Consider the following 18,046-nt stretch of genomic DNA (forward strand, 5'->3'; position numbering starts at 1 on the left):
CTAGCGCAGCAGTCCCAGGTTGAAGTGGCTGCTGATGAAACGCTGAAACTTGGTCACATCCTCGAAGGCAATGCGCAATTTGCCTTGTTCCATCTGACTGAGCTCGTCGAGCATCACGGTATTGCCAGGTGTGCGTCCCTTCTCGATGTCCCGCACCTGACCGCGCAGGCGCATGAGCACCAGAAAGTCGAAGCTCTCCTCAAGGTCGCCGGCCTGATCCTTGGCCAGCACCCCTTTGCGTACCAGCATCTGGAGTCGCTGGTGGGTACCGCCATCCAGTGCACCGGCCTCCAGGGCGAGGGCCTTGATGCCGTCGGTGAGGGCGAAAATTCCCCCTTTTTTGAGATCCACCTGACCCCGCCCGGCACCCTGGGCACCGGTCTTGATCTTGCCGCGCCAACCCAGTGGGGGCTGAAAGCGCAGCATGTTCTCGGCCATGCGCATGAGGAACAATTTGCTCTCGGCCAGTCGCTTGTAGATATGCTGCTTGAGTTGCTTCTCCAGGGATGAATCCCCGTGCAGGGTGCGGATATCGGTAAACATGCTGGCATTGGGGATGTTCTGCGGACTTGGCGTGAGCAGCCAGCGGTCCAGTTCCTTGAGCCATTCGGAATGGCTGTGCCGCCAGGCCGGGTTCTTGGCCATGATGCCACCGGGGCACGGGGGCACGCCGATGCTGATGAGCTGATCAATGAGGGTCTGGGAGAAGGCCTCGATCTCACGGACCTGCTCCTCGTCCAGATCATCGGAATAGAGGATGGCATTGTCCTGATCGGTGGACAGGGTCTGTTCGCAACGCCCCTCGCTGCCCATGACCACGAAGGCGAAACCTCCGGAAAGCTGGGGGAATTGCTCCTTCCTGACCAGATTCACCAGACGCAACAGGATCTGATCATTGAGATTGGCGATCAGCTTGACCATGTCGCGCACCGGCGTGGTGGTTCCGCTCAAATGTACCACCAGATCCTGGATGCGGGTGTGCAGGACGCTGAGGTCTTCGATACTGTGCGTCCGTTCGATGTCCCTGACCAGTTGATGTGGGGAATGGCTTTGCATGCGCAGAATATCCGTGTCGGTGATGATGCCGTTGAGGGCCCCCTCCGAGTCCACCACCACCAGCCGGTGGATACCCTGGCTGGACATGCGGTAGAGCGCCTCATATAGCACATCATGTTCGCCAATGGTGGTCAGCGGGCTGTTCATCACGTCCTGAACCAGAAACGACCCGGGTGCCCTGTCCGAGGGAACCACCTTGTTACGCAGATCCCGGTCGGTGACGATGCCGATGGGGGCGCCCCCCTCATCGCAGACCACCACGCTGGATATATTCTTATCCCTCATTGTTTTTACCACATCAACGAGGTTTTCGCCCGGCTGGCAGGTCACCACCTGTCGCTGGCAGATTTGATGAACGGGACGGAAGTAGGGAACCTCATCTTGCATAGGGGTATCGGATCCTTTTGCAGCCGGCTGGGGCTGGGGGGTATTCGTTGTCAGCATGCGAACGTTGTACCATGAAACCCCGGACAAGGCCGAAGGTGGTACATGCGCGACGTCAACGAACTGATACAGCGTTACATTCGTACCCAGTCGAGGGACACCAATCCCCGTCGGGATCGTGATGCAAACGCACCGCCCCTGGTGGCTGTCTCCCGGGATTATGGTGCGGGGGGAGAGCAGGTGGCGCGTCTTTTGGCCGAGCGGTTGCGGGTGGATTTCCTTGATGAGGAACTACTGGACCGCGTGGCCAAGCACGCTGAGCAGGACCGCAATCTGCTGCGGGAACTGGACGAGAAGGTGTCCGCTTGGAAGAGCACCTGGGTGTATTCCGTGCTCTCCGGAGATGCCTATTTTCTTACCAACTACCGGCGGGCCCTAGTGGATGTCCTGCTGGCCATCAGCCCCAAGGGCGGAGTCATCGTCGGTCGGGGTGCACATATCTTCCTGCGGGATCGCGGTGCCTTCCGGGTGCGCATTGCCGGCTCTCCCAGACATTGCGCCGTGCGCGTGGCCCTGGCCGAGGACCTGCCCGAAGCCGAGGCCCGGGAAAAGGTGGAGACCATCAACCATCAGCGTGAACAATTCCTTTGGAATATGGTGCAACGGCGCATCAATGATTTTCATCAGTTTGATCTGGTGATCAATACCGACAAGCTCCATGACTGGGACAAGGTGACGGATTTGATTCTCGAGGCCATGATGGACGCGGGCATCCAGATCCCGGCGCAGCCGATACGCGGTGCCGATATGAGCAAGAGTAAGGGCAGGAGACACGTGTGACAGTGAGAGAGCATTCCCTTCCGTTAACGGCCACCATGGATCTGGAGATCGTCAGTGCCGAGTCTTCATTTTTCAGTGGTCCTGTACACAAGGTCTGCCTGACGGGCACCAATGGGGAACTGGGGATTTTCCCGGGCCACTCGGCGCTGCTCACGCACATCGTTCCCGGCGTGGTGCGGTACCTGCCCTCAGGGCACGCCGAGGAAGACCTGCTATACATCTCCGGTGGGATGCTGGAGATTCAGCCGCACCGGGTGATCGTGCTGGCGGATACGGCCCTGCGCAGCAATGAGATCGATGAGCAGGCCGCGCTGGAGGCCAAGCGCGACGCCGAGGAGATCATGCGCGAGAGCGTACTGTTCACCGACCGGGACGCTGCCCAGGCAGAGTTCCTGCGCGCTGTGGCGCAGCTTAAGGTACTGGACCGGCTGCGGCAGAAAAACAGAAAAAACGGGCGTTCGGCGAGGGGGACGGAATGACCCCCTCAATCAGAAGCGGTCACTGATCTGTGCCCGGTAGAACCACTCATTGCCCGGCAGGGCATTGGGGTTGGGGAAGACGATGAAACCATCACTGGGTGCAAGGATCGCCTCGCCTGTGTGCCGGTGACCGATCGCCTCGCCGGCACGGATGGGATCAAAACTTCCCCAGGCCCTTGTGAAGCGGTCTTCCGGGTGATCCCGGTCAATGACTTCCACCAGCCGCAGAACTTCCACATCCTGACGGGGCGTGGGGGCGGGCAGGTCCAGCAGCTGCAGGTGAGCCAGGGTATTGATCATGGCCTGGTAGGCCACCTCCGGTGCGTTGGGGTCATCGTGCTGTCCGCATTCCAGGGTGACGGCATAACCCCCGTGGGCTCGCATGAATTCGGTGGTGCCGATGCCATAGCTGGGGTCAGTGCTGAGCATCTGGGCCCGCAGGCTGGCGTTGGGATTGCGCAGACGCCTGGCCACACCCTGGGCGTAGGTATCCAGCCAGCCTTCCACCATGCGGCGTGCTCCCAGGCAGCAGGCCAGGGCCTGTTCTGCCTCAGCCTGCCGGAATCGTTCCAGCTCGGAGTCATTGTTGCGCGGGCCCAGCATCACGAAGGGCTCGCCACCGGTATGGAATGAGTGCAGGTCCAGCAGCACATCATGGGCCTGGAGCAAGGGCCCCAGGCGATTGGCAATGCGGTCCTCGAAGTCCTCGGGCGTGTCGGTGAGGCGAAAATTACGGTTCAGATTGCGTTCGCCGTTGCGCTGTTCCAGTTGCCAGGCCAGGGGGTTGGTAATGGGCACGCAGGTGAGGGTGCCCCGGGCCAGATCCCGCTCCCCGGCATCCAGTTCCTGCATGATCCGGTGGATGGCCTGGGTGCCACAGGTCTCGTTACCGTGCACGGCACCCAGAACGATGAGACGGGGGCCGGCTGCCAGACCATGGTAGGTGATGGATTTCAGGGAGGTGGGCTGTGTCATGGGATCGGGTCTCGGGGGGATCAATCGGCGATGCCCGGCATGGCCATCATGTCCAGGAGCACCAGGTCCACGTCCGACTGTTCCAGCAGGGCCACAATCTGTCCCCGCTGGGTGGATTGGCGATGCAGCAGGTTGAGTAGACACTCCCCCAGCGCCAGTGTGCACTCCCGGGATGTGTGATCCAGGGTGAAGGTGATCTGCTTGTCCAGGTTGGGGTAGGCCAGACTCTGGACGAAATTCATGATCTCGCTGTCCGTGCGCATGCGCTCGGCACGCAACAGGCCGTACTCGGTGTACAGCACCTGATCCGAGGAACGGTAAACGTAGGGTTTGCTCAGCATGCGCCCCAGCCAGATACGATCCTGAAGCAGCATCTGATTGAAGATACCGTGTATCGATCCCTGGGTGCCAAACCACTCGGTCTTGCGCACATCATCCTGCAGGGTGTCGCAGTGTCCCAGCAGTTGGGCGTGGGCCCAGCGGCTGTAACGGGCCTGAAGTCGCAGGGAATAGAGAACGTCCATCGGGCTTCCGGATCAGTCGTCTTCGCAGGTGTGGCCCAGCATGGCCAGGCCCTCGGCCAGGTAGTCGGCACCCATGGGTGTGGCCAGCAGGTAGTCAGCAGTGCGTGGGGTCCAGTTGGACTTGGCCTCTTCCAGGGCCAGATCCCACTCATCGTCACTATAGTCGCCACGACCCAGCCACATGAGGGCCACCATATTGGCCTGAAGCTCGGGCTCCAATTCCTCCACCGCGTTCTTGAGGTCCAGATACACAGCGTTGTCGGCGTGTTCTTCCAGGGCCTCATCGATCCAGGCATCGGTCTGATGATCCGGTTCCTCGGGCAGCATCACGTCTTCCTGGGCGTGAAACTCCCTGGCATGACTGATGAACCAGCACACCAGGTTCGGGCTGATCTGCAACATGGGTGTTTCCCCTGATGACGTGTTAACCGAGGATGATAACGGATCACGTAGGCTGTCGCATGGGGGACCTCGGCTGCGGCCCCCACGGTGCGCGTCACATCTCCCGCACCAACACCCAGGGAGCGACCACCACTGCTTCGAAGCGAGGTTTGCGTGCTTCCCAGTCCTTGGCGTGGTCCACCTCAGCGCGCGCCAGCAGCCCCCGGGTGAGCAGGTCCTCCACACGATGCTTGTCATCCTGTACCAGGTGAACGGCGGCATCCAGCAGGGGCAGTTCCTTGGCGACATGCAGCACCACGCCGCGGGCAAAATGCGGCTGTAGCTCCGGCCAGGTGATGGGACCCTTCTCGGGTTCCAGCAGTTTGCGGATTTCCTGCGGGGTGCGGGTTTGCGGGGTTTCGGGTTGCATGGGTTGGCTCACTGGGCCTCCACAAAGTCTCGAATGGTTTTCTCGTCCTTGGCCCCCATCAGCACCTTTTCGATCCGGCCCTCCTGAACCCGCATCAGGGTGGGGGTGCCCATCACCTTGAAGCGTCGGGCCACATCGGGGCGCTTGCTCACATCGACCTCGATGATATTGAAGTGCTCTTCCATCAAGGGCTTCAGAATCGGCGCGACCTGCCTGCACATGCCACAGCGGGGGCTGTGGAAATAGAATATCAGCCGGGGTTGCGCCTTTTGGGCTTCGCTGAGCAGGTCGCTCATGTCGGGTGCAATACGTCCCTGCATGCCCTTGGAGCGGTACAGGAAGGCGAACTGTCCCAATACGAACAGCACGATGAGGGTGATGATGATCCAGGCAGTGGAATCCATGGGAAGGGTCCTGATTGGGGTGTTGAGGGTCACCGGGTTCAGCCGGTGTTCAGCACGGCGGGCTTATAAAGGGCCATGGAAACCCGTGGACCGGTGGCCGATCAAGCTTGAGGAATATGGTGCCACAGACCTTTCGTCATGGGAGAACTTCGCCATGCCATCGTTACTGCACTACCCACATCATCACTGACCCGGCCGAGACCGGTTGATGCCCCTTTCGTCCGGGTACTGGTAAACTCAGGGTCATGATCCACCGCATCCCCCATTCGCTGCCTGGCAAGGTCACTCCGGTTTTCGGCATGCTCTGTGTGTGCCTGGTGGCCTGGGGGGGAGTGCAGGCCAGCACGGCCTCTGCCGGTGCGGGCTGCAACGACAGCGATACCCTGATGGTGGCGCAGAACGATACCATCAGCCTGGACGAGGCGGTGGCCCAAGTCCAAGAGCAGACGGGGGGGCGGGTGCTGTCCGCCGAGACCCAGGAGCATGAGGGGCGGCGGGTGCATCGCATCCGGGTGCTGATCGAGGAGCAGCGGGTGCGGCACATCCTGGTGGATGTGGCGACGGGAGAATGGCAGTAGGCCATGCGTGTGGTGGTCATCGAGGATGAACCCTCCTTGCTGGCACAGCTTCGCCAGCGTCTTGAGGGTGAGGGCTGGATGGTGGACACTAGCAGCGACGGCCGGGACGGTCTCTACCAGTTAATGGAATATCCGGCCGATGTGGCCGTGGTGGACCTGGGACTGCCGGAGTTGCCAGGTCTGGAGGTCATCCGCCGCGCCCGGGCTCAGGGGAGACGGCTGCCCATTCTCATCCTTACCGCCCGCGGTCAGTGGCAGGAAAAGGTACAGGGGCTCGAGGCGGGCGCCGATGATTACCTGGTGAAGCCCTTCCACATGGAGGAACTGGTGGCCCGTCTCAAGGCCCTGGCCCGCCGGGCTGTGGGCAGCACCGACGGCTGTCTCACCCTGGGGCCGCTGGTGCTGGATACCCATGCCCAGCAGGTCTCCATGGAGGGCGATGCCGTGATCCTCACCACCTTTGAATACCGTCTACTGGAGCATCTGGCTCGACACTCCGGGCAGGTGCTGTCCAAGCAGGCCCTCACCGATTATCTCTATCCCCATGACGAGGACCGGGACAGCAATGTGCTGGAGGTGCTCATTGGTCGCCTGCGACGCAAGCTGGATCCGGATGGCCGCCATACCCCCATCGAGACCCTGCGGGGTCGGGGTTATCGCCTGACCCTTTCGCCTGTCGACCGCGCATGAATTCCCTCACACTGCGCGTGGGCCTGATTGCTGCCCTCGTTGTGGCGGTTTTTGCCGGGCTTACCGCCCTGGCCCTGGAGCGCGCCTTCCGTGACAGCGCCACCCACGCGGTGGAGGAGCGCCTGCAGGCACAGCTCTTCCTGCTCATGGGGGCGGTGGAGGTGAACGCCAATGGCGATATCAGTGTCCCCGAGCGCCTCCCGGAGGCGCGTCTTACCCTGCCGGAATCCGGTCTTCATGCCCGCATCACCGATGCCCGGGGGCATATCCTGTGGCGCTCGCCCTCGGCCCTGGGGTTACCGGTGGAGAGCCGGGATTCGCGCCCGTTCACGGCCCGCATGACCGTGGACTGGGAGACCGCGGAGGGGCTGGTGCCGCTCACCTTCACACTGGTGGAGGACCGCACCGGTCTTGATGCCCAGTTGAGTGAATACCGCCGCAGCCTGTGGGGGTGGATGGCGGTCCTGGCGGTGCTGCTGCTGGCGGCCCAGTCTCTGGCCCTGTATCTAGGGTTGATCCCGTTGCGCCGGGTGGCCCGCGAGCTACGGGCCATGGAGCAGGGCGATCAGGGCCAGATCACCGGCCGCTATCCGGTGGAACTCCAGCCCCTCACCGACAACCTCAACACGCTTATTCAGCAGGAACGTGCCCAGTTGGCCCGTTACCGGGATGGTCTGGCTGACCTGGCCCACAGTCTCAAGACGCCGCTGGCGGTATTGCGTGGCAGCCTGGAGCAGCGGGCCGATACCGACAGCCGGCAGGCGCTGGAACAACTGGAGCGGATGGATCGGATTGTTGCCTATCAACTGCAGCGGGCTGCCACTTCAGGGCGCAGCGCCCTGGCGGCGCCGCTGGATGTGGCCCCGGTCATGCGGCGTCTGGCGGACACCTTGAACAAGGTCTATCGGGGCAAGGAGGTGGAGTATTCCATGCAGGTGCAGCCCGGCAGTCACTTTCGGGGTAATGAGGGGGATCTCATGGAGGTGTTGGGCAACCTCCTGGACAATGCCTGGAAGTTCTCTCGCCACCAGGTGAGGGCCGTGGCTGGCCACCGGGGGCGAATGCTCGAGATCCGCGTGGAGGATGATGGCCCGGGCATCCCCGCCGATCGGGTGCCGGCCATCCTGGCGCGAGGGGGGCGGCTGGATGAAGGGGTGCCCGGGCAGGGCATTGGTCTTGCGGTGGTCAGCGAGATTGTCACGGCCTATGGGGGTGACCTATTGGTGGAGGATTCGGCGCTGGGTGGGGCAGCGCTGGTGGTCTGTCTGCCTGGCTGACGGTTCAGGCGCGACCCACATTGAGATCGGTGGGGGAGTGGAAGTAGTCGCTTTCCCGGGCGTACTGTTCCAGATCCTTGAGCAACTGGGCCAGGCGCTCTTCGGCGGTACTGATGGCCGCGCATTCCTCGCAGCGGGGGTCGCCGCAGGGCTGGCGGGTGTACAGCCAGTAATGCACTGCGCCGGCCAGCATGCCGTCGGCAATCTCCCACAGGTCGGCCTGGGGGTCCTTGTCGGTGAGGGTGTTGGCCAGTTCCACTGTCTGGCTGGCGGCGCTGTCGAACAGGGTGTGGGCGTCTTTCATGGCGGTGTCCTGTTCCATATGGGTGAGCGCCTCATGATAACACGCTCGTTTCAACACGCTGTTCGGGCCAGGGGAATGTGTATTTCCCGGGGATCAAGCCCGCCGTGCACGCCCACCATGTCATGAGGGTTCTGCCCCGGAATGCGGTCGTGGATGATCCAGCCAGGATGCATCAGCAGCGCATAGTCGCCAATGCGGGCCTCCAGCTCCGGGTGGGGTTCCCCAGGGCCGAACCAGCCTTGTTCCAGCAACTGGCGGCTGGGCAGCAGGGTGCAGGCATGGCCCAGTTCTGCCTCGACGCGTTGTCGGAAGATATCGTGATAACCCTGGCGCACATAGGCCCACGCCACCCGAGGCTCGCCGCACAGGGGCAGGGCCAGACAACGGCTGATCTGGGGGTGGACGCTGAGGTCCAGGCGCTGGCGGACGTCCACCATGCCATGGTCAGCGGTGACCACCAGCAGGGTATCGGTGCCCGCCAGGCGTTCCGCCAGTGTGGACAGGGCCTGGTCCACCCGTGCCAGGTGATCCCGTGTCCGGGATGAGTCCGGGCCGTATTGGTGGCCCAGGGCGTCCAGTTCCGACCAGTAGGCATACACATAACGGGCCCCGGTGCGGCCGCGGATCGCCTTGTTCACCCGCTCCACCATGTCTTCAAGGCGCTTGAAGGGCAGCAGGCCGGCCTTGCCCAGGTGGAGCCTGTTGTAGGGCGTTCGCGCGATCTTTTCCGGTGCTGCCATGGCGCTGGCCCCGGGGATGCGATCGAAGATGGCCTGGTGTTTGAGGATTCCCTTGAGGTCGAAGGTCACCCGGTCATAGCCGACACCCCCATGACGGGGAATGCCCGGCAGCACTGCCAGTACGGCACCCAGTTCCCGGAAATGCACATACCAGCCGCTCAATCCATGCTGGGCCGGCGCATCGCCGGTCAGCACCGTGGTCACGCCGGTGGCGGTGGTGGTGGGAAACACGGAATGAATGGCCCCCTGGCGATGCGCATTCAGAAAGGGCGCCGGCTGGCTCTTGAGGAACTCATCGCCCAGGCCATCCACCACCACCAGGACCACGTGCCGGTGGGCTGACACTTCATGGGGGGGGAGGAGGCGGAGCGGGGGTAAGGGTGAGGGCGTTCCACCCAGCCCGATGATGAGGGAACTCATCAGGTTGGCAAGACTGCCACCCTGATAGTCGGGCGGTGAGGGAAGGTCGCGATGAGCGGAGGACATCAGCGGATGTTAACGCCCCCGGGCGGGGGCGTCACGCCCATTGTCCTGGTTTACTCATCCCTCTTCGGATAGTCCACGTAACCCTTGGGGCCGGGCGCATAGAATGTGTCCTTGTCCGCTTCAGCCAGCGGTGCGTTGCGCCGGAACCGCTCAGGCAGATCGGGGTTGGCAATGAAGGGTGTGCCATAGACGGCGGCATCCGCAAGCCCCGACTGGATCAGGGCCTCGCCGCTCTCCCGGGTGAGGCCGCCGCCGACCAGGTAGGCATCGCCGCGGAACCGCGGTTTGAGCAGGCTGTGGTAGTCCACCTCGGTGCCGAACAGGGCCACGTGCAGGTAGGCCAGCCGGAAATCTCCCAGTTGATCCACCAGATAACCATAGGTTTCCTGAGGGTTGTCATCATGAAGATCATTGAAACCCATCTCCGGTGCGATCTTGATGCCGATGTAGTCGCCGCTGCGCACGGAGGTCATGGCGTCCAGCAACTCCAGGATGAAGCGGGCCCGGTTCTCGACGCTGCCACCATAATCGTCGGTACGCTGATTGGTGCTTGAACACAGGAATTGTTCCGGTAAATAACCGGAGGCTGCATGCAATTCCACCCCATCAAATCCCGCCTGAAAGGCCATGGCGGTGGCAATGCGATAGTCCTCGACGATTTCCTCGATCTCGTCCACTTCCAGCGCCCGGGGCGTGATGTGCGGCTTGAGACCTTCTGCGGTGTAGGACTGGCCCTTGGGGCGTACCGCCGAGGCGGATACCGGTGTGGCGCCATCGGGCAGGAACGAGGGATCGGAGATGCGTCCGGCATGCATCAATTGCATCACGATGGAGCCGCCGGCAGCGTGGACTGCCTCGGTGACCCTGCCCCAGGCGTCCACCTGTTCTTCGGTGTAGATACCGGGCGTGCGGATATAGCCCTTGCCCATGGGGCAAGGCCAGGTGCCCTCACTGATGATCAGGCCCGCTCCCGCGCGCTGGGCATAGTACTCCGCCATCAATTCCGTTGGCATACCGTCATCTTCCGCCCGTGAGCGGGTCATGGGGGCCATGACGATGCGGTTTTTCAGATCCAGGGCGCCAGCATACAGTCGGGAAAACAGATCGATGTCTTTCTTGGGCATGATGCCTTCCTGCCAGGATGGGGTTGATCACTCGGGGATGAAATCCAGATCGGAAGTCTAGCAGGATTCGTCGGCGTGGCATGCACTCCGCCCGGAACGGCAAGTCCACGACCCACGTGCTCGAGATGGGGGGAAGGGGCTATCATGAGCCTCCACCCACCCACGCAAGGGATCACCATGGCAGGCATTCTCATTCTGGGTACCGGTCTGGCCGGTTACACCGTGGCACGGGAACTTCGCAAGCATGATGCATCCACGCCGCTGACCCTTGTCACGCTGGATGATGGTGCTTACTACACCAAGCCGATGCTCTCCAATGCCCTGAGCCAGGGCAAGACCGCCGACGCCTTGGTACAGCAGTCGGCGGAGGCCATGGGGCGGGAACTGGATGCGCGGATCCGCACCCGGGCCACGGTCGCGTCCCTGGATACCGGGGCCCGCCAGGTGTGCCTTGAATCGGGTGAATCTCTGGCTTTTGATCGTCTGGTATTGGCCATTGGGGCCAGTCCGATCGAGTTCACCTATGAAGGCGATGGGGCCAGCGACATCATGACCGTGAATTCCCTGGCAGATTACGCCCGTTTCCGGGAGGCGCTCCAGGGCATTGACCGGGTTGCGTTGATCGGTCCAGGCTTGATCGGCTGTGAGTTTGCCGATGATATGGCCGGCAGCGGGCGTTCTGTGGAGGTAATCGGTCCGGATGCCTATCCCCTGGGCCGATTGGTACCGGAAGCCGCGGGTCGTGCGTTACAACGGGGACTGGAATCTTCTGGCATTCATTTTCACCTGGAAACGGTGGTCACCCGGATCGATCGCGAGGGCGAGGGCTATTGTCTACACCTGAAGAATGGCGGCCAGGTGCGGGCTGGTGTTGTTCTCTCCGCCATCGGGTTGCGCCCGCGCACGGCTCTGGCCGAAGCGGCGGGCCTGGAGGTGAACCGGGGTATCGTGGTGGATCGTTACCTGACGACATCAGTGGACGGGGTCCATGCCCTGGGCGATTGTGCCGAGGTGGAGGGGCAGGTACTGCCCTACGTGATGCCCATCCTGCGGGCGGCGCCCGCTCTGGGTCGTACCCTGGCGGGTGAGCCCACCGCGGTGTCCTATCCGGCGATGCCGGTGCGGGTGAAGACCCCGAGCCACCCGGTGATGGTCTCGCCGGTCTCTCCAAGCGCCAAGGGACGGTGGTCGGTGGACGAGGTCGGGGAAGGGGTCAAGGCCCTGTTCCATGACGATCAGGGCAGGCTGTTGGGTTTTGCCCTCACCGGTCAGGAGGCCACTCGCGATCATCAGGCACTGAGCCGGCAGCTTCCCACGATCCTGTAGACTCCTCGGTGCACGATTTTTTTTGGGTTTGGCTTTTATGGCTGTGTATACCAATCGACTGGCCCTGTGGTGGCGCCAGTTCTCTGTTGTCGGTCTGTTGGTGGGGACGCTGTTCTTTGCCTTCTCGCTCACCCCCAGTCTGGTACCCCGTCCTTTTCTGGTTCAGGGGCTGATCTCAGGATTGTCCTTCACCACCGGTTACGCCGTGGGTTTCATTGGTCGCTGGCTGTGGTCCTACGTGGGACTGCCGGTGCCCGGGCCGCGAGTGGACAGGGTGATCAAGATCCTGGCTACCGTGATCTGTGCAGTGGTGGCGGTGACCTTCCTCTGGCAGGCAGGGGAGTGGCAGAACGCCCTGCGGGCCCTCATGGACATGGAAGAGGCCGGAGGTGTGCAGCCGGTGAGCGTGGGCCTGATGACCCTGGTGGTGTTCGTGATCCTGTTGACGCTGGCCAGGTTGTTCAAGCACACCTTTCGCTTTCTATCGCATTGGCTGGGGCGCTATGTCCCCCAGCATGTCTCCAATGTCCTGGGTGTGCTGGTCGCCGCCGCCCTGTTCTGGTCGGTGATCGACGGCGTGATCTTCTCCCTGGCCCTGCGTACCGCCGACAATTCGTATCAACAGGTGGACGCCCTTGTCGAGGAGGAACAGACCCGGCCAAGGGATCCCCTCAAGGCCGGAAGCAGGGAGTCCTACGTGGACTGGCGCGATCTGGGACGCCAGGGCCGCAATTTCGTTTCTTCCGGACCGACCGAAGAAGAATTGAGTGATTTCCTGGGTGAGCCTACGCGTGAACCCATTCGCCTCTACGTGGGGCTGAATGCCGCCGAGACAGCCGAGGAGCGGGCCAGCCTGGCCTTGAAGGAACTCAAGCGGGTCAACGCCTTCGAGCGCTCCGTCCTGTTGCTGGTGACGCCCACGGGGACAGGGTGGGTGGACCCTGCCGCGCTGAATCCAGTCGAGTATCTGCACCGGGGGGATATCGCCACGGTCGCGGCGCAGTACTCCTATTTGCCCAGCGCACTGTCACTGATGGTGGAGGGCGAGTACGGGGCCGAGATGGCTCGATCCCTGTTCGAAAAGGTGTATGGACACTGGTCGGGCCTGCCGGCCGACGAGCGACCCCGGTTGTATCTCCATGGCCTGAGCCTGGGAGCGCTCAACTCGGACCGCGCCTTCGATATCTACGATGTGATTCAGGATCCTTTCCATGGTGCCCTGTGGAGTGGCCCGCCGTTTCGCAGCGAGACCTGGGGCAAGACCACCCGTGAGCGAGATCCCGGTACACCGGCCTGGCTGCCCACTTTCCGCGACGGCGAAGTGGTGCGGTTCATGAATCAGCGCCAGGGGCTGGATCGGCATGACGGGGCCTGGGGCGCGTTCCGTATCGCCTATATGCAGCATGCCAGCGATCCCATCACCTTCTTCAGCCCGGAGATCTTCTACCAGGAACCGGAATGGATGCGCGAGCCCCGCGGACCGGATGTGTCCCCGGATCTGCGCTGGTATCCCATTGTCACGGCATTGCAGCTGGCGGCGGATATGGCGGTGGCGGGCGGCTCGACGCCTGCCGGATACGGGCATGCCTTCTCGGCGAGCGAATACATCGACGCCTGGCGCACGCTGACCGAACCGGCGGGATGGAGTGAGTCCGACATCCGGCGTTTGCGGGCGTTATTCACCGACTGAAAACGGGCATCGGTGGTCCGTACTGTTGACCTGGCTCAAGCTTTTGGAAATCTTGCAGGAGAGTTGAGCTTGCTCGTGTAGCGTCGCCTTGACATCCCCCCCCGTCCTCGTAGACTTACACCCCAACGGCAGCCCCCGGTCACACAGCAGGGCCAGGGTTGACGAGAAAAGTTTTTTGTAGTTGTGGCGAGTGCAATTTCCCGGGCCTTACACGAGGTTCGGATCAAACCAAGAGGACTAGTGAAATGAGCGAATACAGACCGAGCAAGCCGAGCAACCCCAGAGACGACTGGAAGCTGTGGCTGGTGGTGAACCCCGGCACTTGGCTGATGCCCATCCTGATGGCTGTCCTGGTCGTGGCCCTGGCCGTTCACGCTTTCATCTACAGCAACGATAACTACAATCCGCTGACCTTTGATGCGTCTTCGGAAAGCATTATCGAAGAGGCTGTTGAGTAAGCGCCTGGAACGCTCACTCACCCATCGACTTATTTAGAGGATTATCATCATGTATGACAACAGCATCTCCGGTCTGACCGAAGAACAGGCCAAGGAATTCCACGAACAGTTCAAGACCACCTTCACCGTGTTCATGGTGCTGGCTGCCGCTGCTCACTTCCTGGTGTTCCTGTGGAGACCTTTCTACTAAGGTCTGAACCGCTGCCTCAGTGAAGTGGCGGTGCGGGTAGAGGAGTGACTGATTCGCCCATCAACGATCAACTGTGACTTTTGCAGAGGCCAGTGGATCGGCGGCGAATCAGGCTCCTCTACCGTTCTTAGAGGACTTGATACCGAGTTTGACTAAAATGCTCGGGTATTGCAACCCCCTCCTGTCTCGGATTCTCCAGACGCCCTCCCGATACGTCGACTGAACCCGACATTTTCCCGCGATGTGCTCGAATCGATGCCTGCATGGCGATCGGGCGTTTTGCGTATTCCCCTAGACGCTCACCTGATTGCGCCCCGAGGCCTTGGCCTTGTAAAGGGCCTCATCGGCAAGGCTGATGAGTTTTTCCGGATCCCTCTCCTCCGGTTTCGGCTGCGCCGAGGCCACGCCCAGGCTCACCGTAAGATTGGCATGCGTGCTTGAGGCCGCATGTGGAATACCACGCTCGACAACGGCTTCCTGAATCCTTCGGGCCACGGTCAATACACCCGCAAGATCGGTGCCGGGCAGAACACAGACGAATTCCTCTCCGCCGTAGCGGGCCACCAGGTCCGTGGTGCGTGGCAGGGTATCGCTCAGTACCCGGGCCACCACCTTGAGGGCATCATCGCCCGCCACGTGGCCATAGTGGTCATTGAAGGGCTTGAAATGATCGATATCCAGCAGGATCAGTCCGATGCAGCCGCCGGTGCGGCTGGCGTGATTCCATTCTTCCATCAGCACATCATCGAATTGTCGTCGGTTGGCGATGCCGGTGAGGCCATCGATGCGGGACAGGCGCGCCAGCGTGTCCCGCTGACGCTTGAGTTCCAGATGGTTGCGGACACGCACCTCGACAATGGCCGGATGAAATGGCTTGGTGATGTAGTCCACCGCGCCCAGTTCCAGGCCCTTGCGTTCATCTTCCTGCTGATCCTTGGCGGTGACGAAAATGACCGGGATATGCTGGGTGGTTTCCTGCTCGCCCAGGCGACGGCAGACTTCATAGCCATCCATGCCCTCCATCTTGATATCCAGCAGGATCAGTCCGGGTCGGAGGGTTTCCGCGCGCTTCAGGGCCTGCTCGCCATTGATGGCCACGCAGACCTGATAACGCTGACTGAGAATGTTGTGCAGCAGCTGCAGGTTCATGCGGTTGTCATCCACCACCAGCACCCTGGGTCTTTCATCCATTCATGTCCCCTTGTATCTCGGTAAGCAGGGGCTCAAGGGCCTGTGAGGCCTGCTCGAATTCAAAGTCTTCCACAAGGTCGGCCACCCGATCCAATATGGGTGACCCCTTGAGTGATGCCATCTCCCGCAGTTGCGCCACCCGGTCCGATGCGTCGGGGCTGCAGGCCTGGAGTTCCATGGCCAGCATTCGCAGCAGATCAGCGGCTGATTTCTCCAGGGTATCCCCTGTTTTGGGGCTGCCCTCGGCGGCGTGTGTACCCGCGGCCTTGGGTAGCCAGCGCGCCAGCACCCGGTGCAGCGTTGCCGGATTGATGGGTTTGGCAATGAAATCGTTCATGCCGCTGGACAGGCGTCGTTGCCGGTCCTCGCCCATGGCGTGAGCTGTCATGGCGATGATGGGCAGGCTATCCAGGGCCTTTTGACCACGCACCCACCGGGTGGTCTCGTATCCATCCAGTACCGGCATTTGCACGTCCATCAGCACCAGCTCGAAAACGGATTCCGATAATTGACGCAGTGCCTGTTCACCATTGTCTGCCAGGCTCACGGTCAGGCCCATGCGGGTCAAAAGTCCTTGTGCCACCTCCTGATTGAGGGGGTTGTCCTCCACCAGCAATACCCGTCCCGCCAGGCACCCCAGGGGGCAGGCTGCCTGAACGGGTTGAGCCCCACGGGAAGCGGCCTTGGTCAGTTGCAATTCAAACCAGAATTCGCTGCCCTTGTTCATCTCGCTGCGCAATTGAATCTGTCCCCCCATGAGCCGGGTCAGGTGCTGTGAGATGGACAACCCCAGGCCGGTGCCGCCAAAGCGACGGGTGGTCGAGGCATCGGCCTGGGAGAAAGGCTTGAACAGTCGCGCTTGCTGATCCGCCGGGATCCCGATCCCGGAGTCACGGACTGCAAAGCGCAAATGGGCCATGTCGTTGTCTTCATCCAGCAGATCCACGCAGAGGCGCACATATCCCCGAGGTGTGAACTTGATGGCATTGGCCACCAGATTGGAGAGGATCTGACCCAGTCGCAGGGGGTCGCCGATCAGCAGACGGGGGATGTCCGGTGGGGACACAACGGCCAGATCCAGCCCCTGACTTTCGGCTCGGGACGTAAAGACCGTGATCACATTCTCCAGCACAGTGGAGAGATCGAACCGGGTGCGTTCCAGCTCCACATGGTTTGCCTCCACCTTGGACAGGTCAAGGATGTCGTTGAGCAGTCTCAGCAGGCTATCGGCTGATGTCTTCAGCTTGCTCAGATAATCCCTTTGCTGATCGGTAAGATCGGTCTGGGCCAGCAGGTGTCCCATGCCGGTGATGGCATTCATGGGGGTCCGGATCTCGTGGCTCATATTGGCCAGGAAACGGCTTTTGGCCAGTGTGGCCGCCTCGGCGGCCTCCTTGGCTTCACGCAGGGTGCGTTCTGCCTCCCGGCGGGCAAAAGCCCCGGCGAAGATCTGCACGATGGTCTTGAGCAGGCCAATCTCGTTGTCGCTCCAGGTGTAGGATCGATCCACAATATCCAGCCCGCAGAACCCGGTCAGGGTCTCCTCGTTAAACAGGGGCAGGGCGAGCAGGGAGCGGATGTCCTGGGATTGAAGCATTTCACGTTCGCCGGCGGCCTCGTCAGGGATAGCGGAGACGTCTGGCAGATGCAGACAGCGGGCATGGCGCAGTTGGGCAATGAACCAGGGCGATTCCGAGGCCGGGAAGTGGGTCAGGTGCTGAATCTGGGGGGTCACGCCTTCGGCGCACCATTCGTGCGTGTTACTCAGGAGCGTGCCTTCTTCCTTGAACTGAAACACGTACGAACGGCTGGCCCGGAAAAATCGGCCCATGCGGGCCAGGGCATCATCTATGGCAGCGTCCACTCCGTCCTGCGCGGCACTGACGAATTGGGCGGAGATGTCCGACACCATCTCCTCGAACCGCAACTGGCGGCGCAGATGCGCCTCGGCCTGCTTGCGATCATCGATGCGGTTCCATACCGCGTGGAGCAGATCCTTTCCTTCGTGCCGGATGCGTGTCAGCAGCACTTCCACCCAGGTGTTCTCACCTCCACGGGCCCGATGCACCCATTCGAAGCGGTGGGATCCCCGGGCCACAGCGGTGGCGTTCATTTCGCGGGCCTTTTCCAGGGAGTCCCGTCCGTCCGGCTGGGTGGGTGGGGAAAACAGGGCCGGACTCAGATTCAATAGATCCGTGCGGTCGTGATAGCCCAGCATCTGCACAGCCGCCTGATTGCAATCCACGATCAGGTCATCGGCGATCAGCAGCATGCCGTTGGCGCTGTGCTCGAACAAGGCTGGAATGAGTGCCCGATGGGGTTTCAATGATCCGTGCACCTGTCTGTGTCTCGGCTGGGGAGTCACCGCGGGGATTGCTTTTGAGTCTAGCCTCACCGTAGCAGTTGCGTTCCATCAAGGCGACCCGGGGTGCAAGTGGCAGGATAACCGGCGGGATTCGAGCGGGATGATTGCCCCTGAAGGTTGGACTCGCTAAGCTTGGCAACCCGCTTCCGCCCAC

The 18,046-nt window shown here is 61.8% G+C and carries 20 protein-coding genes; 9 read left to right on the top strand and 11 right to left on the bottom strand.

Going from position 1 to position 18,046, the window contains the following annotated elements; genetic code table 11:
* Positions 1-1,500 carry a putative nucleotidyltransferase substrate binding domain-containing protein gene (locus LPW29_RS05050; RefSeq protein WP_338018677.1) on the bottom strand — a complete coding sequence of 500 codons (1,500 nt, stop codon included), beginning with the start codon at positions 1,498-1,500 and terminating at the stop codon, positions 1-3.
* Positions 1,501-1,545: 45 nt separating this feature from the next.
* On the opposite strand from LPW29_RS05050, the gene LPW29_RS05055 reads away from it, so the two are divergent.
* Both LPW29_RS05055 and LPW29_RS05060 read left to right on the top strand, forming a co-directional pair.
* Positions 1,546-2,280 (top strand): cytidylate kinase-like family protein, encoded by a 735-nt coding sequence (locus tag LPW29_RS05055; protein WP_238627133.1) that lies wholly within the window; start codon positions 1,546-1,548, stop codon positions 2,278-2,280.
* Complete coding sequence (locus LPW29_RS05060; protein ID WP_238627134.1) at positions 2,277-2,759, top strand: F0F1 ATP synthase subunit epsilon; 483 nt, start codon at positions 2,277-2,279, stop codon at positions 2,757-2,759. The genes LPW29_RS05055 and LPW29_RS05060 overlap by 4 nt, the downstream gene beginning before the upstream one ends.
* A 9-nt stretch (positions 2,760-2,768) precedes the next feature.
* Here the strand turns inward: LPW29_RS05060 and LPW29_RS05065 are convergent, their stop codons facing one another.
* The 5 genes from LPW29_RS05065 to LPW29_RS05085 all read right to left on the bottom strand — a co-directional run bounded on the left by LPW29_RS05065 (position 2,769) and on the right by LPW29_RS05085 (position 5,473).
* Complete coding sequence (locus LPW29_RS05065; RefSeq protein ID WP_238627135.1) at positions 2,769-3,734, bottom strand: succinylglutamate desuccinylase/aspartoacylase domain-containing protein; 966 nt, start codon at positions 3,732-3,734, stop codon at positions 2,769-2,771.
* Between the two features lie 20 nt (positions 3,735-3,754).
* Positions 3,755-4,258, bottom strand: coding sequence for a DinB family protein (locus LPW29_RS05070; RefSeq protein WP_238627136.1), 504 nt, complete (start codon positions 4,256-4,258; stop codon positions 3,755-3,757).
* Between the two features lie 12 nt (positions 4,259-4,270).
* Positions 4,271-4,660, bottom strand: coding sequence for a DUF3775 domain-containing protein (locus tag LPW29_RS05075; RefSeq protein ID WP_090251741.1), 390 nt, complete (start codon positions 4,658-4,660; stop codon positions 4,271-4,273).
* Between the two features lie 94 nt (positions 4,661-4,754).
* Positions 4,755-5,069, bottom strand: coding sequence for a DUF2288 domain-containing protein (locus tag LPW29_RS05080; RefSeq protein ID WP_090251743.1), 315 nt, complete (start codon positions 5,067-5,069; stop codon positions 4,755-4,757).
* An 8-nt stretch (positions 5,070-5,077) separates the two neighbouring features.
* Complete coding sequence (locus LPW29_RS05085) at positions 5,078-5,473, bottom strand: thioredoxin family protein (protein ID WP_090251746.1); 396 nt, start codon at positions 5,471-5,473, stop codon at positions 5,078-5,080.
* A 245-nt stretch (positions 5,474-5,718) separates the two neighbouring features.
* Here LPW29_RS05085 and LPW29_RS05090 point away from each other — a divergent pair, with 245 nt between their 5' ends.
* From LPW29_RS05090 to LPW29_RS05100, 3 genes are read left to right on the top strand one after another with little or no spacing between them, the layout of a single operon-like run.
* A complete protein-coding gene (locus LPW29_RS05090) occupies positions 5,719-6,051 on the top strand; it encodes a PepSY domain-containing protein (protein WP_090251748.1) in 333 nt (110 codons plus the stop codon).
* Between the two features lie 3 nt (positions 6,052-6,054).
* Entirely contained in the window at positions 6,055-6,741 is a 687-nt protein-coding gene (locus LPW29_RS05095; RefSeq protein ID WP_090251752.1) for a response regulator transcription factor, read from the top strand.
* The gene (locus LPW29_RS05100; RefSeq protein WP_238627137.1) at positions 6,738-8,018 is read left to right on the top strand and encodes an ATP-binding protein; all 1,281 of its coding nucleotides are present in this window, start codon (positions 6,738-6,740) and stop codon (positions 8,016-8,018) included. Before LPW29_RS05095 ends, LPW29_RS05100 begins: the two co-directional genes overlap by 4 nt.
* Before the next feature lie 4 nt (positions 8,019-8,022).
* On the opposite strand, the gene LPW29_RS05105 is transcribed toward LPW29_RS05100, so the two are convergent.
* From LPW29_RS05105 to LPW29_RS05115, 3 genes are all read right to left on the bottom strand, one after another.
* Positions 8,023-8,322, bottom strand: a complete 300-nt coding sequence (locus tag LPW29_RS05105) for a hypothetical protein (protein ID WP_238627138.1) — start codon at positions 8,320-8,322, stop codon at positions 8,023-8,025.
* Between the two features lie 50 nt (positions 8,323-8,372).
* Positions 8,373-9,407, bottom strand: a complete 1,035-nt coding sequence (locus tag LPW29_RS05110) for an alkaline phosphatase family protein (RefSeq protein WP_238627139.1) — start codon at positions 9,405-9,407, stop codon at positions 8,373-8,375.
* A gap of 191 nt (positions 9,408-9,598) precedes the next feature.
* Entirely contained in the window at positions 9,599-10,672 is a 1,074-nt protein-coding gene (locus LPW29_RS05115; RefSeq protein WP_238627140.1) for an alkene reductase, read from the bottom strand.
* A gap of 177 nt (positions 10,673-10,849) precedes the next feature.
* On the opposite strand from LPW29_RS05115, the gene LPW29_RS05120 reads away from it, so the two are divergent.
* The 4 genes from LPW29_RS05120 (at position 10,850) to pufB (ending at position 14,336) form a co-directional block, all read left to right on the top strand.
* Positions 10,850-11,998 (top strand): FAD-dependent oxidoreductase, encoded by a 1,149-nt coding sequence (locus LPW29_RS05120; RefSeq protein ID WP_238627141.1) that lies wholly within the window; start codon positions 10,850-10,852, stop codon positions 11,996-11,998.
* Positions 11,999-12,035: 37 nt separating this feature from the next.
* Positions 12,036-13,688, top strand: a complete 1,653-nt coding sequence (locus LPW29_RS05125) for an alpha/beta hydrolase (RefSeq protein ID WP_238627142.1) — start codon at positions 12,036-12,038, stop codon at positions 13,686-13,688.
* Between the two features lie 245 nt (positions 13,689-13,933).
* Positions 13,934-14,146, top strand: a complete 213-nt coding sequence (gene pufA / locus LPW29_RS05130) for a light-harvesting antenna LH1, alpha subunit (RefSeq protein ID WP_090251764.1) — start codon at positions 13,934-13,936, stop codon at positions 14,144-14,146.
* A 49-nt stretch (positions 14,147-14,195) separates the two neighbouring features.
* Complete coding sequence (gene pufB, locus LPW29_RS05135) at positions 14,196-14,336, top strand: light-harvesting antenna LH1, beta subunit (RefSeq protein ID WP_025280200.1); 141 nt, start codon at positions 14,196-14,198, stop codon at positions 14,334-14,336.
* A 291-nt stretch (positions 14,337-14,627) separates the two neighbouring features.
* On the opposite strand, the gene LPW29_RS05140 is transcribed toward pufB, so the two are convergent.
* Both LPW29_RS05140 and LPW29_RS05145 read right to left on the bottom strand, forming a co-directional pair.
* A complete protein-coding gene (locus LPW29_RS05140) occupies positions 14,628-15,527 on the bottom strand; it encodes a diguanylate cyclase (RefSeq protein WP_238627143.1) in 900 nt (299 codons plus the stop codon).
* Positions 15,520-17,853: an ATP-binding protein gene (locus LPW29_RS05145; protein WP_238627144.1), complete on the bottom strand. Its 2,334-nt coding sequence runs from the start codon at positions 17,851-17,853 to the stop codon at positions 15,520-15,522. Before LPW29_RS05145 ends, LPW29_RS05140 begins: the two co-directional genes overlap by 8 nt.
* Positions 17,854-18,046 lie beyond the last annotated feature (193 nt).

It is taken from the genome of Ectothiorhodospira sp. 9100 (genome assembly GCF_022227565.1).
Lineage (GTDB): Bacteria > Pseudomonadota > Gammaproteobacteria > Ectothiorhodospirales > Ectothiorhodospiraceae > Ectothiorhodospira > Ectothiorhodospira marina.